The following is a 15,082-nucleotide window of genomic DNA, read 5'->3' on the forward strand; positions in this document are numbered from 1 at the left end:
TTTTTATGGCATATCCTATTTATCTAACTTTAAAAGGAAAAGTCCAAGGGTTAATTTCTGTAGGTTGTTCATCTCTTGATTCGATAGGAAACCGTTACCAACTTAATCATGAGGATGAAATTCAAGTTATTAGTTTAAATAATAGTTCTGTTCGTGCACAAAATGCATCTTATCAACCAGTTATATTTACTAAGCCTATAGATAAATCATCACCATTACTTTCAACAGCTTTAGATAATAACGAAGTCTTAGAAGCAATATTCACTTTTTATAGAACAAGCCAACATGGGCAACTTGAAAAATATTATGAAATTAAATTGACTGAAGTTTCTCTAATTGAGGTTTCTGATATTTTTCCTGATTCAATAAATGATAATGAATCAATGCCATATCAACGTATTCAAATGAAATACACCTCAATATCCAGGGTTCATTTGGTTGCTAATACATCAAGTTATAGTATTAACAGTGATATGATTTAATAAGCTTTAGTTCATTATCAAAAGATATGTGCTATTTACACATATCTTTTGATATAACATATTCACTTGGTGCAAAAATTGATTGTTTATAACAAATATAATACCCCTTAGAGACTAAATCATATCTGACATAAAATGAAAAAAAGAAACTGAAAATAATACCTGCTATTGCCATAATTGCGAGGTAACCAGCTATTTTATTATTCATTTTTTGTGTTTTTTTCTTATATGCACAAAGAAAACCATAATAGGAAAAATAAAAAGTTAAAGGAACTCCAAAGCAGAGTAATCCAGTTTGAAACGAGAATATTATTTTGTCTTTCATTAAGAAGTAATCTATGTAATAAATTATTGAGTAATAAAATCCAAAAATTGATAGAAGTAAGATACAGATAGAAGATAGTATTAAATTAACCAGTTTTATCTCTATTTTTTTTATTTTATCCACGGCTAAGTATTCCCCATTGTGTGAAAAATTGATCAGGGTGATAAGGTGTTTCAGGTTTATTTTCTCGATAAGATTTTAGATTTTTAATTATGGTTTCACTGATCTTAAATTCATCATCTAATTTATATAGGGCAACTGCTATCACTAACCCCACAACAAATACACCTAAAGCAACGACTATAACACTTGTTCCTGCCGTTAATGCTGCTGTTACGATACTACCAGTTAGTAATATAGTATTAACAGTGATATGATTTAATAAGCTTTAGTTCATTATCAAAAGATATGTGCTATTTACACATATCTTTTGATATAACATATTCACTTGGTGCAAAAATTGATTGTTTATAACAAATATAATACCCCTTAGAGACTAAATCATATCTGACATAAAATGAAAAAAAGAAACTGAAAATAATACCTGCTATTGCCATAATTGCGAGGTAACCAGCTATTTTATTATTCATTTTTTGTGTTTTTTTCTTATATGCACAAATAAAAATCAAATAAGAAAAATATATTAATAGGGGAGAACCAAAACACAATAATGCTGTCTGGAAAGAGAATAATATACGTTCTTTCATTGAAAAATATTCAATGTAATATGATATTGAAAAATAAAAACAAAAAATAGATAATAAAAAAACAAATAAAGAAGTTAAAAATAATTTCAGTGGGCTTATTTTATCCACGGCTAAGTCTTCCCCATTGTGTGAAAAATTGATCAGGGTGATAAGGTGTTTCAGGTTTCTTTTCCCGATAAGATTTTAGATTTTTAATTATGGTTTCACTGATCTTAAATTCATCATCTAACTTATAGAGAAAATATGAAATTGCAAGACCCAGTAAAAATATTCCTACAGATACAACAATGATACTTCCTCCTGAAATTATCCCTAATGTTGTTATAACACCGACTATAGTTGCACTTACTTGTGTTGCAATAGCCAATTTTGCCATATCCATAGTGATATTTACGAAAAAATTAGTGAGATCATATTCATCTCTAAATATGAGTTCTACAATTCTATAAGCTGCTGAAAATACAATTGCAAAACGTACACCTCCTGCTGAAACGGAATTCATTCCTTGGGTTCCTACTCCCATATATATAATACGAGGATTATTTGCTAGGTAACGAGTTGCATTTAAATAAGCTCTAACGCCTGCATGACCTGAAATTCTTATATAAACATTTCCATTTTTACCTACATACTCAGTCGCTGTGATATTGATATTTCTAAACTCATTAACAATTCTTTCGACTCTATATGATTCATAGATATTTCCAGAATATGATGAAGCGATATCACCAATACTAAATAAAGTATCTTTCGATGATTTGTAAGGTGTTGGGGTGGATAAGTTTTTTAGAACATAATCAGCTTCTTCAAGGGTGATCAGTGCCGCAACATTTTCATCATCTTCGGTATCATTAAGGATCCGCTCAATTCTTTTCTTATTGTTGTATTGTTCTTCTCTGTCCCAATCAATAACGGTGGTATCGTATATATAGCCCATATAAAAAGATCCTTTTTTTATAAATTTAAATTAGATTAATAAAATTTATGATTTTATGCAATTAAAAATATCTGCTGTTAGATTAATTAATTAAAAGTTAGCTTAACAACAAGTATGCTTTTATTTTTTATTATGTAAAATTCTATTTTTATTGTTTTTATTATTTCTTTTAAGTGGATAGTATCCTTCACTATAAAAGAAGTTATTTTTATATTTCTTATATAAGTAATAAATAAACTGAGAATATATAAATATAATTTTATATCTTTATGTTAAAAATATAATTTTTAATATTTTTTGATAATAGGAGAAAATAGTAAGGGAAAAAGCAGTAGCATCCATGCTGACTTACTTTTATAAGTTGGGTTAAAGGTTATTTATAATCCTTGGCAGAGATATTTCATCTCCATATAATCTTCAATACCGTGTTCAGAGCCCTCACGACCTAAACCTGATTGTTTAATACCACCAAATGGTGCAACTTCATTGGAAATTAAACCGGTGTTAATACCCACCATGCCGTATTCTAAATTTTCAGCAACACGCCAAATACGTTGTGGATTTTCACTATAAAAATAAGCGGCTAAGCCATAAATGGTATTATTAGCTAAATGCACCACTTCATCTTCATTTTCAAAAATAACTAAAGGTGCAACAGGGCCAAATATTTCTTCTTCAAGGATATGGCTATCAGCAGGAACATTGCCAACAACGGTAGGTTGGAAGAAGTTCTCACCCGCTTTGTCATTATCTCCGCCACAAAGCAGTGTTGCACCGCGTTTTAATGTATCAGCAAGCAATGATTGTGATTTTTCAACAGCTTTACGGTTAATGAGAGGCCCAATAGTGACACCTTCTTCAAAACCATTCCCCACTTTGAGTTTTTTAACGGCGGCAACAAAGCGTTCGCTAAATTGTTGATAAACATCTTTATGAATATAAAAACGGTTAGCACAAACACAGGTTTGTCCTGCATTACGGAATTTTGCCCCCATAGCACCTTCGACCGCTTTATCAATATCGGCATCGTTAAACACGATAAACGGTGCATTACCGCCTAATTCTAAAGAGACTTTTTTTACGCTATCTGAGCACTGGCGCATTAATAAACGTCCAACGCCTGTAGAGCCTGTAAAACTTAATTTGCGAACACGGTTATCGGAGGTAAAGACTTCGCCAATTTTAATAGCATCACCAGTGACAATATTAATAACACCAGCAGGAATACCGGCTTGAGCCGCTAATTCTGCTAAGGCCAATGCGGTATAAGGTGTTTCATTGGCCGGTTTAATCACCATCGTACAACCTGCCGCTAATGCAGGAGCTGCTTTACGGGTGATCATAGCAGCCGGGAAGTTCCAAGGTGTAATAGCAGCACAGACACCAATACCTTGTTTGATCACCATCAAGCGTTTATCAGCGGAAGGTGAGGGAATAATTTCACCGTTGGTTCTCTTACCTTGCTCTGCGAACCATTCAATAAAAGAAGCTGCATAAGTAATTTCACCTTCAGCTTCAGCAACGGGTTTACCTTGCTCAAATGTCATTAATTCAGCAAGTTTTCTTTTATTTTCAGTGATTAATTTAAACCAATTTTGCAATAATGCTCCGCGCTGATGTGCTGTGAGTGCGCGCCATTTTGGTAAGGCTTTTTGTGCAGCATCAACAGCCATTATTGCTTCTTGTGTTGCCATATTGGGTACAGTACCCAGTAAAGTACCTGTGGCAGGATCGATAACATCAACAGTTTCGTTGTTTTTAGCGTTACACCAAAGACCATCAATATAGCCTTGTTCGCGGAAATAGGGATTTGTCGTTATCTTCACTTAATACCTCTCTGAACACATTATATATTGATATTTATAAAGCTAGGCAGTTCTGTGCCTGTTTATAAGTATATGCCTGCGTTACGATGTTGTGAAAATAAGTATGAAAAATCACACTAAAAAGTGCTAAAAACAGGATAAATAGAGTCAATTGTTTAGGTTTTTAATGAATAATTCCCATAACACAAGACAGAAGGTTTACGCTGTACCTTACCACTGTTATTCTTGGGTTTAACTTTCATAAAAAACAGGTATTTTTCATGTCAAAACCATCATTTGATTCTATCGAATCACAGGCAAGTTACGGTATTGGTCTGCAAGTCGGTCAACAACTGACTGAATCAGGTCTTCAAGGATTAGAGCCCGCAGCACTGTTAGCTGGCTTGACCGATGCATTAGAAGGTAATGCGCCTTCTGTACCTGTTGAAACATTACACAATGCCTTACGTACTATGCATGAGCGTGCTGAAGCCGTTCGCCAAGAACGCCAAGCTGAGCTTGCTGATGCGGGTAAAATTTTCTTAGAAGAAAATGTGAAAAATGAAGGCGTTCAAGTTACAGAATCAGGTTTACAGTATAAAGTACTGACAGCGGGTGAAGGTGCTATCCCTGCACGTACTGATCATGTTCGTGTTCACTACACGGGGCGTTTAATTGATGGCACTGTATTTGACAGTTCTGTTCAACGCGGTCAGCCAGCAGAATTCCCTGTAAATGGTGTTATCGCAGGTTGGATTGAAGCATTAACATTAATGCCAGTAGGCTCTAAATGGGAATTATATATTCCTTATCAATTAGCTTATGGCGAACGCGGAGCTGGTGCGGCTATTCCTCCATTCGCAACATTAGTATTTGAAGTAGAATTATTAGAAATTTTATAATTTCTTATTCTGCGGTAAATCAGAGTAAAAAATAGCCGGTTTTGCCGGCTATTGTTGTCTCTATACTAAAATAAAGAGATAGTAGGGTAATTGATTTTTATAAGAGAAGTGATCATGCTTATAGAAATAAGAGAGGTGCATTATGTTAGAACAAGTCAGCAAATTAGCTCGCCAAGCCGGTATGGCGATAATGCAGATTTATCAGCAATCCGAGCCGATCCAAGTGCAGGAAAAAAGTGATAATTCACCTGTTACAGAAGCAGATTTAGCCGCTCATCAAATTATCAAACAAGGACTTGCTTCTATTGCTCCTGATATACCTCAATTATCTGAAGAAGATCCACCTGAATGGGAAGTTCGCCGCCATTGGGATCGTTATTGGCTAATTGACCCATTAGATGGTACTAAAGAATTTATCAGTAAGAATGGTGAGTTTACGGTAAATATAGCCTTAATCGAAAAGGGTATTCCGATTTTAGGGGTCGTTTATGCACCAGTGCAAAATGTGTTATATGCGGCTGCCAATAAAAAAGCGTGGAAAGAGGAGTGTGGCCAGCGATTACCTATTCATGCAAGTCGGGCAGAACCCCCTGTGATAGTGATCAGCCGTTCTCATCAAGATGATGAATTAAAAGAATATTTATCACAGCTAGGTGAACATCAAACGGTTGCCGTCGGCTCATCTCTAAAATTTTGTCTTGTTGCAGAAGGTAAAGCCCAGCTTTATCCTCGTTTTGGACCCACGCATACGTGGGATACGGCGGCAGGTCATGCCATAGCGATTGCTGCTGGCGCACATGTCACAGATTGGAAAGGGATAACGTTAGATTATTCTCCTAAAGAATCGCTGATAAACCCAGGATTTAGAGTTTCTATATTTTAGTATGTAGAGAGGCGGTCGGAGCCTTTTGTTTAATAAAGGCTCCGATATCTCACATCATTCTTTAATTAAATCATTGATAAGATTGATAGCTGTGGTTATCTCAGCACCACTTAATACGCCTTCTTTCACAAAACGTACTTTGCCTTGTTTATCAAGTACAATAATCGCTGAATTCTCTTTTTCTAATCCCCAGCCTTTTAATGCTGCGCCATCGGCATCAACAATAAATTGTGACCAAGGAAACTCTTTTTTACTGTCTTCAACACTGCCACGTACAAAGGGGCCCGTCCCAAATACTGCATCATCTGTATTAATAATTGTCGTTGTTTGATAGCTCGCTTGAGGGAATTTGGCCAATTTAACCGCTTCAATAAACGGTGCATTCATCTCCTTTGCCTTACTACGTCCCGCTATATGCTGAACTGTACGTACTTTTCCACTAAGCAGACCACTGTTCCAATTTTGGTAGCTAAACTTATCTTTAGTTGTGTCATAAAGCAGTTCACCTTTGTCATTGATGGTGACTGCTGGGAGTACGGTATTCTCAGTGATGTTATGAGCAAATACCCATGTTGATGTGCTAAGTAAAAGTGCAGCTAAGGTGAGTTTGTGCATAGCCATTGTCCTATTATTGAGATGACGTTAGATTCTATTTAAGCATAGAAGCTAGTGAAGAATAATACCGCATTCTTGATACATTTATTTAACATTCAGAGGGTAAGATATTGCTTACGTTATCTTGATTTATATTCTTTACTGTCAATAAATGTAAAAATAGATAAGAAATTTAAATAAGTTGAACCTAGTACTTATAATTAGGTCTTTAAATTTGATATATAAAGATAAGTTTTTATGACTTATTAAACTCAACAACGAGCATGGGAGACTAACTGAAAGATGAAAATCTTCAATCGCTATAACCCTGAAAAAATTGCTCTCTACGTTAAGACGTTATTTCGTGGACGGTTTTACATCAAAGGAATGGGTGCATTTGAATTTGATTACGGCAAAATTTTACTGCCTAAAATAAAAGATAAGCTACATTTTAATGTTATGAGTGAAGTAAACCAGCAGGTTATTTTACTTAAAGCTGAAATGGGTTAACTTTTATCTGATAGATAACTGAGTCTTTCTCTTTGAGTTTTCAGATAAGACTCAGTTATTAATTTCATTTAGTTACTAATCAGCAATTTTATTTTCATCTTTTTTGATTTCTACTTCCGTTGTTGTTGTCTGTGTAACAGGAACATGCTCCTGTAAGACGGGTTTAACGGGAGGAATATCATCAATTTTTGTCACAAGTAATTGATCAATTTTATAATTATCAATATCGACAACTTCAAACTTATACCCTGAGAACTTCACATAATCTGTGCGTTTTGGGATCTTGCGTAAGCGAAACATCATAAAACCAGCAATAGTTTCGTAATTACTTGAATCAGGGAAATCATCAATATCAAGTGCGCGCATCACATCATCAATTGGTGTACCACCTTCAACTAACCATGAATGCTCATCACGACTGACAATTTGCTCTTCTTGTCCTGGCCCAATTAAATCGCCCATCAATGTTGTCATCACGTCATTTAACGTAATAACACCCATTACCATGGCGTATTCATTGAGGATAATGGCAAAATCTTCACCTGATGTTTTAAAACTTTCTAACATATCTGAAAGTGTTAATGTATCAGGAATAATGAGCGCTTTACGGATATGAACACCTTCATTGAGATTTAGGCTTTGTCCATTAATAACGCGATTAAGAAGCTCTTTAGAATCCACATAACCAATAATATGGTCGATATCACCTTCACAAACTAAAAATTTAGAGTGAGGCTGGGTGGCAATTTTTTCTTTAATGTCGTTTTCAGTTTCTTCGCGATCAAAATAAACCACATCTTCCCTAGGCGTCATTGCAGAAGGCACGGTACGTGATTCTAATTCAAAGACATTTTCAATGAGTTCATGTTCTTGTTTACGTAAAACCCCTGCAACAGCTCCGGCTTCCACTATGGCGAAAATATCATCAGAAGTAATATCTTCATTTCTGACCATCGGAATTTTAAACAGCTTGAAGATGAGATCAGCCATGCCATTAAATAACCATACTAAAGGGCGGAAAAAAGCAAGGCAGAAACGCATTGGATTCACAATTCTTAATGCGATAGCTTCAGGCTTAATCATACCAATGCGTTTTGGGGTTAAGTCAGCCAGTAAAATAAACATTGATGTGACAATAATAAAAGAGCAGATAGACCCAAGCTGTTGAGCTAGAGGCTCTTCAAAAAATTGTAGGTAGAAACTTTTTAGTGAAGGAGAGAATGCAGACTCACCAACGATACCTGCCAAAATGGCAACTGCATTTAATCCAATTTGAACGACAGTAAAAAACATGCCTGGCATTTCTTGCATTTTTAAGACGCGGGCAGCGTTAATATTACCTTCATCAACGAGTTGTTTGAGTTTAATTCGACGAGAGGCGGCAAGAGAAATTTCAGACAGCGAAAAAAAGGCGCTGATAGCACAAAGCAAAAGCACAATGAGTAAACTATTAAGCATATAAGGCTCACATCACCCCAAGTATTTAATCCAAAGGGCAATACTAGAGTGTTAAAAATAGAAGATAAATCAATATATTGTGATGGATTTATTCACAAAGATAGATAAGAGGGCGCAATTATATCATCGCCCTGCTATTTTCTGCTAGTGTTACTTTTCAGGTGGAAAACAGACACCTATCCCGCCTAATCCACAATAGCCTTCTGGGTTTTTGTGTAAATATTGCTGATGGTAATCTTCAGCAAAATAAAAAGGGCCTGTTGGCTGTATTGCTGTCGTAATTTCCGTTGTTGCGCCTTGAGCATTCATTGCTTGTTGATAACGCTTTTTTGACTCAATAGCTTGTTCATATTGCTCTGCGTTAACAGTATAAATGGCAGAACGATATTGGCTGCCAATATCATTACCTTGGCGCATACCTTGTGATGGATTATGATTTTCCCAAAAAAGAGCCAGAAGTTGTTGGTAGCTAATTACTGCAGGATCAAAAACAACTCTCACCACTTCACTATGGCCAGTTAAACCTTGGCAAACTTGTTGATAGGTTGGATTTTCTGTTACACCACCGCTATAACCCGCACTTGTTGAGTAAACACCTGGTTGTTGCCAAAACAGACGTTCAACTCCCCAAAAACAACCCATAGCAAAATAAGCGATACTCATCTTTTCAGGAGTATCATTTATAGAATGCCCATTTACTGCATGATTAGCAGATATTTCTAATGGTGTCGAGGTACCCCTTAAGGCATTCTCTGGTTGGTAAGCTTTATGTTGCAAGGTAGACTCCATTTTTTATATTTGTAAACGCTTTACTATGGTAAAGGCTTAATATTGTTATAAACTAAATCTACAATAAAGCTTAAAACAGTTTGTCGTCAATTCATCACATGGATTAAATCATATTGAGGAGAAAACGTGCCGAGATACTCCGTTATCTACGTTCTCTGTCTGTCTTTTATCGCACCGGTTGCCTATGGGGCAAGTTTGCGTTTAAAAGTAGAAGGTTTAGAAGGGCAACTCGAAAAAAATGCGCGAGTCCAGCTATCAAACATTACAACAGAAGAAGTTGCACCTGACGGGCGTTTTCGTGCGCGTGTTGAAAAAGCAATTCAAGAAGGGCTTCGCCCTTTAGGCTATTATCAGCCTAGTGTGACATTTTCTTATCAAGAAAATACACCGCCAACGCGCTCTGTATTAACCGCTAAAGTTGAGCCCGGTATTCCTATCTTACTTAAAGGAGTCGATATTGTTCTTGAAGGTGGTGCTAAAACCGACGAACAATATGCAAAGGTAATTAAAGAAAATACTCCTCCTCTTGATAGTGTTTTAAACCATGGTGATTATGAAAAGCTCAAAGGTTCATTAACAGGGCTTGCTATCCGTCGTGGTTACTTTGATGCAGAAATGGATAAAAGTCAGCTAGGTGTCTCGTTAGATAACCATGCATCATATTGGGATTTTGTCTTTAATAGTGGTGAACGTTATCGCTTTGGCAAAGTAAATTATACTGGTTCTCAAATTCGTGAAGACTATTTACAAAATATTGTTCCCTTTAAAGAAGGGCAATATTACGCGTCTGAAGATCTTGCTGAATTTAATCGTCGTTTAGCCGCAACAGGGTGGTTTAACTCTGCGGTTGTTACTCCTGATATTGCAAAAGCACGAGCCGAAGGTTCACATCTTTTACCAATGAGTGCGGTTGTCACTCCGCGTTCTCGTAACTACGTAGAGCTTGGTGGTGGTTATGCCACCGATGTTGGTCCTCGCCTTAATATGCAGTGGGATAAACCATGGATGAACTCGCGTGGTCATAGTCTAACCTCCAACATTAGCGTTTCTCAGCCTGAACAATCTATTGGCGCGAACTATAAAATTCCACTTAAGGTTAACCCATTGGAGCAATATTATGGTGTTCAAGGTGGTTTTAAACGTACCGATTTAAATGATACTCGTTCTGATACCACAACGTTAAATGTGTCTCGTAACTGGGATATGTCTACGGGCTGGCAATACAGTGTGAATACACGTTGGAGTCTTAGCCACTTTACCCAAGGTGAAGTTACAAATACCACCATGTTGCTTTATCCCGGTGTTACTGCCAGCCGTGTACGTCAACGTGGTGGGATGATGCCTTCTTGGGGAGACAGCCAACGTTACTCATTAGACTACTCTAATAAAATGTGGGGTTCGGATGTCGAGTTTGCAGCGTTCCAAGCGCAACAGGTTTGGATCCGTACACCATGGGAAGGGCATCGTTTTGTGGTAAGAGGTAATTTGGGCTGGATTGAAACGAATGCTTTTGAACAAGTTCCTCCAGAGCTACGTTTCTTTGCAGGGGGTGATAGGAGTGTTCGAGGCTTTAAATACCAAAGTATTTCACCAGAAGATAGTAAAGGTAATTTAACAGGGGCATCAAGGATGCTTGTTGGATCGGCAGAATATCAATATAACGTTACAGGTAATTGGTGGAGTGCTGTCTTTATTGATAGTGGCGAAGCGGTTAATGATTTTACTCGCAGTGATTTTAAAACAGGTGCCGGTGCCGGTGTGCGCTGGGCATCACCTGTTGGGCCAATTAAATTTGATTTAGCACTACCTGTGAGTGACGTTGATAAACGTAGACTCCAGTTTTATATCGGGTTAGGAGCAGAGTTATGATAAAAAAGTGGTTGAAATGGATTGCGTTAACACTCCTTATCATTATTTTGCTTACATTTGGTGCTGTAGCTTGGATCTTAGGAACACAATCAGGTTTGCATTTTGCCATTAATAGTGCTGCTCGCTGGGTTCCAGGCTTAGTTATCAAGGATGTTAATGGTGACTGGAAAGATCTGCGTTTAACGGGTGTTGAGTATCAAATGCCCGGAGTTGATGTGAACGTAGGTGAGTTATCATTAGGATTACGTTTAGCGTGCCTGACGGATAAACAAGTTTGCGTTGATACATTGGCGACACGCGATGTGGTTGTTAATGTTGATACTAGTGCTTTCCCACCCTCTGAAGAAACACCACCATCAGAACCTTTAACTGAGCTCAATGCTCCGTTACCTATCTATTTAAACTCGCTCTCATTAGAAAATACGCATGTGAAGATTGACGATATGGCAATCTCGCTGGATGAGTTTAAAACAGGTGCTCAGTGGGAAGGTCGCCTAGTTACATTAAATCCAACCGTTATTAATGATTTGCTGGTGGCGTTACCCAAAACGCCAGAAGACGGTAGTGTTGAAGCGGTTGCCCAAGATGTAAAAGAAGTCGTAACTGCAAAACCTAAAGCTGAGCCTAAAACACCAGAAGAAAAAGAACAAGCATTAGCAGACACAATTAAAACGATCTTTGCTAAGCCATTATTGGCTGAATTACCTGAAATTATTATTCCTGTGGATATCAATATTGAAGGTATTGAAGGTAAGCAATTACAAGTGAGTGGGGATACTCCAGTTACTATCAATCAATTATCTTTTGAGGCAAATATTCAAGGTAAGCAAGTTAATCTCACTAAATTACGTGTTGATGCGCCTGAAGGTGAGGTCAGTTTAAATGGGGGGATCACGCTTGATAAACAATGGCCTGTTAATTTAGATATCAACGCAACCATTCGTGATGTTGTGGGGCTTGAAGATTTTAAAGATCAAAAAGCGACACTTTCTTTACAAGGTGCGTTACTCGAAGAGCTTAAATTAGCACTTTCTTTAACTGGAACAGTAACCGCTACACTTGATGCTCAGGCTGAGTTAGCCAAGCCACATCTTCCATTAAAACTGACTTTAGAGAGTCAAAAAGTACGTTGGCCATTAACTGGTGATGCACAATATCAACTTAATGACACTCGACTACGTCTCAATGGCCAGACGGATAATTACGATCTTTCATTGCGTTCTGATATCCAAGGTCAGGAGATCCCACCGGCTAAATTAATGTTGGATGCAAAGGGTAATGAAGAAAAAATAGAGTTAACACGTCTGCGTTTAGCAGCATTACAAGGTCATGCTGATATCACAGGTGTTGCTGATTGGAGTAAAGCAATTAGTTGGAATGCATTGCTCACTATTTCAGGAATTAATACCGCAAAACAGTATCCTGATATGCCAGCCAAATTAGATGGGCGTATCGCTACAACGGGAAGCCTGTATGGCGGAAGTTGGCAATTACGTGTTCCTGAAATCACTTTAGATGGCAATATCAAAAATAATCTTATCAAGGCGAGAGGGAATGCCTATGGTAATGATTCTGGGCAATGGAATATTCCTCAATTAAATCTGATACTGGGTAAGAATAAACTCGATATCGAAGGACATCTAGGTGACAAGTGGGCATTAGATGCCAATATTAATGCGCCAGGATTAAATGGTTTAGTGCCAGGACTTGCTGGTGTTGTAAAAGGTAAGGTGAATATTCGAGGTGATATTAATGCACCGAAGATTATTGCTGATATCAACGCTCAAGGTATTAAATGGCAAGATCAAGTGAGTGTTGAATCTATTACAATTAAAGGCGATGTTCAGTCTGATAAAGAGATTGGTGGCAAACTGGCTATTACTGCACGTCAGTTAAAACAAGCAGATTTAATTATCCGTAATTTAACGTTAGATGCAGCAGGTACAGAAAAACAACATAAACTCACATTGAAAATGGATGGTGAGCCTGTTTCTGGTGGGCTGACATTAGCTGGATCATTTGATAAAGAGAAACAACAGTGGAAAGGAACACTAAATAATACAGCTTTTGATACCCCTGTGGGTGAATGGCGTTTAAATAAAGCAATGGCGCTGAATTTGTTGGCAGAAAAGCAAGAGATCACGATTGGCTCTCATTGCTGGGTGAACCCAAATGCGCAAGTTTGTGTTCCTAAAGCGATAACAGTGGGTGAAAGTGGAACTGCTGCAATAACGCTAACACGTTTTGATTTAGCAATGATAAAGCCGTTCTTGCCACCTGAAACTTCTGTTCGAGGTGTATTTACAGGGGATGCCACTGCAACATGGAACTCAAAAGGTGGATTACCGAAAGCATCTGTCAATCTAAAAGGGCAAGGTGTTGCGGTAAAACAGAATATTGAAGGAACGATTTTACCTATTGATTTCGATGCTATTACCTTAAATGCAGGTATGAATAATGGTAAAGCAACATTGCAATGGCTGATTAGCATTGCAGGTAATGGTGACTTTAAAGGTAATGTACATGTTGCCGATCTTGAGAAAAAGCGCCAACTATCAGGTACGGTTGATATTGATAATTTGACATTAGATTTAATTAAACCGTTCTTAGGTAAAGGTGAAATTGCTCAAGGGAATATTGGCGCTCAATTACGTTTAGGAGGAAGTGCTCAATCGCCACTGTTATTTGGTCAATTCGGGATTAATCAATTAAAAGTGGTCGGGCATTGGATCCCATTTGATATTACGAAAGGTAATGTTGATGTTCGATTCAATGGAGCAACATCGGACTTAGGTGGCAGAATTGAAACGCCAGAAGGTTATTTGAATCTTACTGGGAATGCCGATTGGCGTAAGTTAGATGAATGGCGGGCAGTGGTCGCCGCTAATGGCAATAAGCTACGAGTGTCATTGCCTCCAATGGTGCGTATTGATGTTAATCCTGATCTCGTCTTTGAGGCTGGCCCTCATTTACTGAAATTAGATGGTCGTATTGATATCCCTTGGGCTCGTATTGTGGTTCAAGAATTACCAGAATCAGCGGTATCGGCATCTTCTGATGAAGTGATGCTAGATAAAAACTTGCAACCTATAGCACCAAAAGAGACATCGATTCCAATTCAAAGTAATTTAGCGATTAATATTGGTGATGATGTGACGCTGGACGCATTTGGACTTAGCGCCCGATTGACGGGAACACTTAAAGTCAATCAGAATAAACAAGGGCTAGGTTTAAATGGGCAAGTTGATATTCCAAGAGGGGCATTCAAAGCCTATGGACAAGACTTACAAGTACGTAAGGGCCAAATCTTGTTCTCGGGACCTGTTGATCAACCTTACTTAAATATCGAGGCTATTCGTAATCCAGATAATACCGCAGATAATGTCATTGCAGGGGTTCGAGTAACAGGACTTGCTGACCAGCCTAAAGTGGAAATTTTCTCTGAGCCGGCTAAAACACAACAAGAAGCATTATCTTACTTGTTAAGAGGCGAAGGTCTAGACAGTGGTGATGCTGACTCATCACAAATGACAGCAATGCTGATAGGATTAGGCGTTGGTCAGAGTGGCCAGCTTGTAGGGCGCATAGGTGAAACCTTTGGTGTTTCGGATTTAGCGCTTGATACACAAGGTGTGGGGGATAACTCACAAGTTGTGGTCAGCGGTAAGATAACGAACGATCTACAAGTGAAGTATGGAGTGGGTATATTTGATTCGCTAGCGACGTTAACCTTACGTTATCGCTTGATGCCCAGGTTGTATTTACAAGCAGTGTCTGGTATGAATCAGGCAATAGATCTGCTTTATCAATTTGAGTTTTAA

At 37.7% G+C, this 15,082-nt stretch carries 13 protein-coding genes; 6 read left to right on the top strand and 7 right to left on the bottom strand.

The genetic code is table 11. From position 1 onward, the window contains the following. The first annotated feature begins 5 nt into the window (after positions 1-5). Positions 6-482: an Hcp family type VI secretion system effector gene (locus LG402_RS01320; protein WP_109408484.1), complete on the top strand. Its 477-nt coding sequence runs from the start codon at positions 6-8 to the stop codon at positions 480-482. Between the two features lie 31 nt (positions 483-513). Here LG402_RS01320 and LG402_RS01325 read toward each other — a convergent pair whose 3' ends face one another. From LG402_RS01325 to LG402_RS01340, 4 genes are all read right to left on the bottom strand, one after another. Then, positions 514-807 (bottom strand): DUF1240 domain-containing protein, encoded by a 294-nt coding sequence (locus LG402_RS01325; RefSeq protein ID WP_166540366.1) that lies wholly within the window; start codon positions 805-807, stop codon positions 514-516. Between the two features lie 413 nt (positions 808-1,220). After that, positions 1,221-1,622 carry a DUF1240 domain-containing protein gene (locus LG402_RS01330; protein WP_088493996.1) on the bottom strand — a complete coding sequence of 134 codons (402 nt, stop codon included), beginning with the start codon at positions 1,620-1,622 and terminating at the stop codon, positions 1,221-1,223. Then, the gene (locus LG402_RS01335; protein WP_193015654.1) at positions 1,615-2,451 is read right to left on the bottom strand and encodes a hypothetical protein; all 837 of its coding nucleotides are present in this window, start codon (positions 2,449-2,451) and stop codon (positions 1,615-1,617) included. Before LG402_RS01335 ends, LG402_RS01330 begins: the two co-directional genes overlap by 8 nt. Before the next feature lie 377 nt (positions 2,452-2,828). Beyond that, positions 2,829-4,277 (bottom strand): NAD-dependent succinate-semialdehyde dehydrogenase, encoded by a 1,449-nt coding sequence (locus LG402_RS01340; RefSeq protein WP_227336301.1) that lies wholly within the window; start codon positions 4,275-4,277, stop codon positions 2,829-2,831. A gap of 260 nt (positions 4,278-4,537) precedes the next feature. Here LG402_RS01340 and LG402_RS01345 point away from each other — a divergent pair, with 260 nt between their 5' ends. Beyond that, positions 4,538-5,158 (top strand): peptidylprolyl isomerase, encoded by a 621-nt coding sequence (locus tag LG402_RS01345; RefSeq protein WP_036939421.1) that lies wholly within the window; start codon positions 4,538-4,540, stop codon positions 5,156-5,158. A 142-nt stretch (positions 5,159-5,300) separates the two neighbouring features. Further along, positions 5,301-6,041 (top strand): 3'(2'),5'-bisphosphate nucleotidase CysQ, encoded by a 741-nt coding sequence (cysQ, locus tag LG402_RS01350; protein WP_166540290.1) that lies wholly within the window; start codon positions 5,301-5,303, stop codon positions 6,039-6,041. Between the two features lie 54 nt (positions 6,042-6,095). On the opposite strand, the gene LG402_RS01355 is transcribed toward cysQ, so the two are convergent. Then, positions 6,096-6,656, bottom strand: a complete 561-nt coding sequence (locus LG402_RS01355) for a YtfJ family protein (RefSeq protein WP_109408488.1) — start codon at positions 6,654-6,656, stop codon at positions 6,096-6,098. A 282-nt stretch (positions 6,657-6,938) separates the two neighbouring features. Between LG402_RS01355 and LG402_RS01360 the strand changes: the two genes are divergently transcribed. Then, on the top strand, positions 6,939-7,145 hold the full coding sequence (locus LG402_RS01360; protein WP_036939412.1) for a DUF1107 domain-containing protein: 207 nt from the start codon (positions 6,939-6,941) through the stop codon (positions 7,143-7,145). 75 nt (positions 7,146-7,220) lie between these two features. Here LG402_RS01360 and LG402_RS01365 read toward each other — a convergent pair whose 3' ends face one another. Then, a complete protein-coding gene (locus tag LG402_RS01365) occupies positions 7,221-8,603 on the bottom strand; it encodes a hemolysin family protein (protein WP_166540291.1) in 1,383 nt (460 codons plus the stop codon). Positions 8,604-8,753: 150 nt separating this feature from the next. Next, positions 8,754-9,392, bottom strand: coding sequence for a peptide-methionine (S)-S-oxide reductase MsrA (gene msrA, locus LG402_RS01370; protein ID WP_227336302.1), 639 nt, complete (start codon positions 9,390-9,392; stop codon positions 8,754-8,756). A 126-nt stretch (positions 9,393-9,518) separates the two neighbouring features. Between msrA and tamA the strand changes: the two genes are divergently transcribed. Then, a complete protein-coding gene (gene tamA, locus LG402_RS01375) occupies positions 9,519-11,261 on the top strand; it encodes an autotransporter assembly complex protein TamA (protein WP_166540293.1) in 1,743 nt (580 codons plus the stop codon). Further along, positions 11,258-15,082, top strand: coding sequence for an autotransporter assembly complex protein TamB (gene tamB, locus LG402_RS01380; protein WP_208105165.1), 3,825 nt, complete (start codon positions 11,258-11,260; stop codon positions 15,080-15,082). Before tamA ends, tamB begins: the two co-directional genes overlap by 4 nt.

It is taken from the genome of Proteus sp. NMG38-2, from assembly GCF_020640995.1.
Classification (GTDB): domain Bacteria; phylum Pseudomonadota; class Gammaproteobacteria; order Enterobacterales; family Enterobacteriaceae; genus Proteus.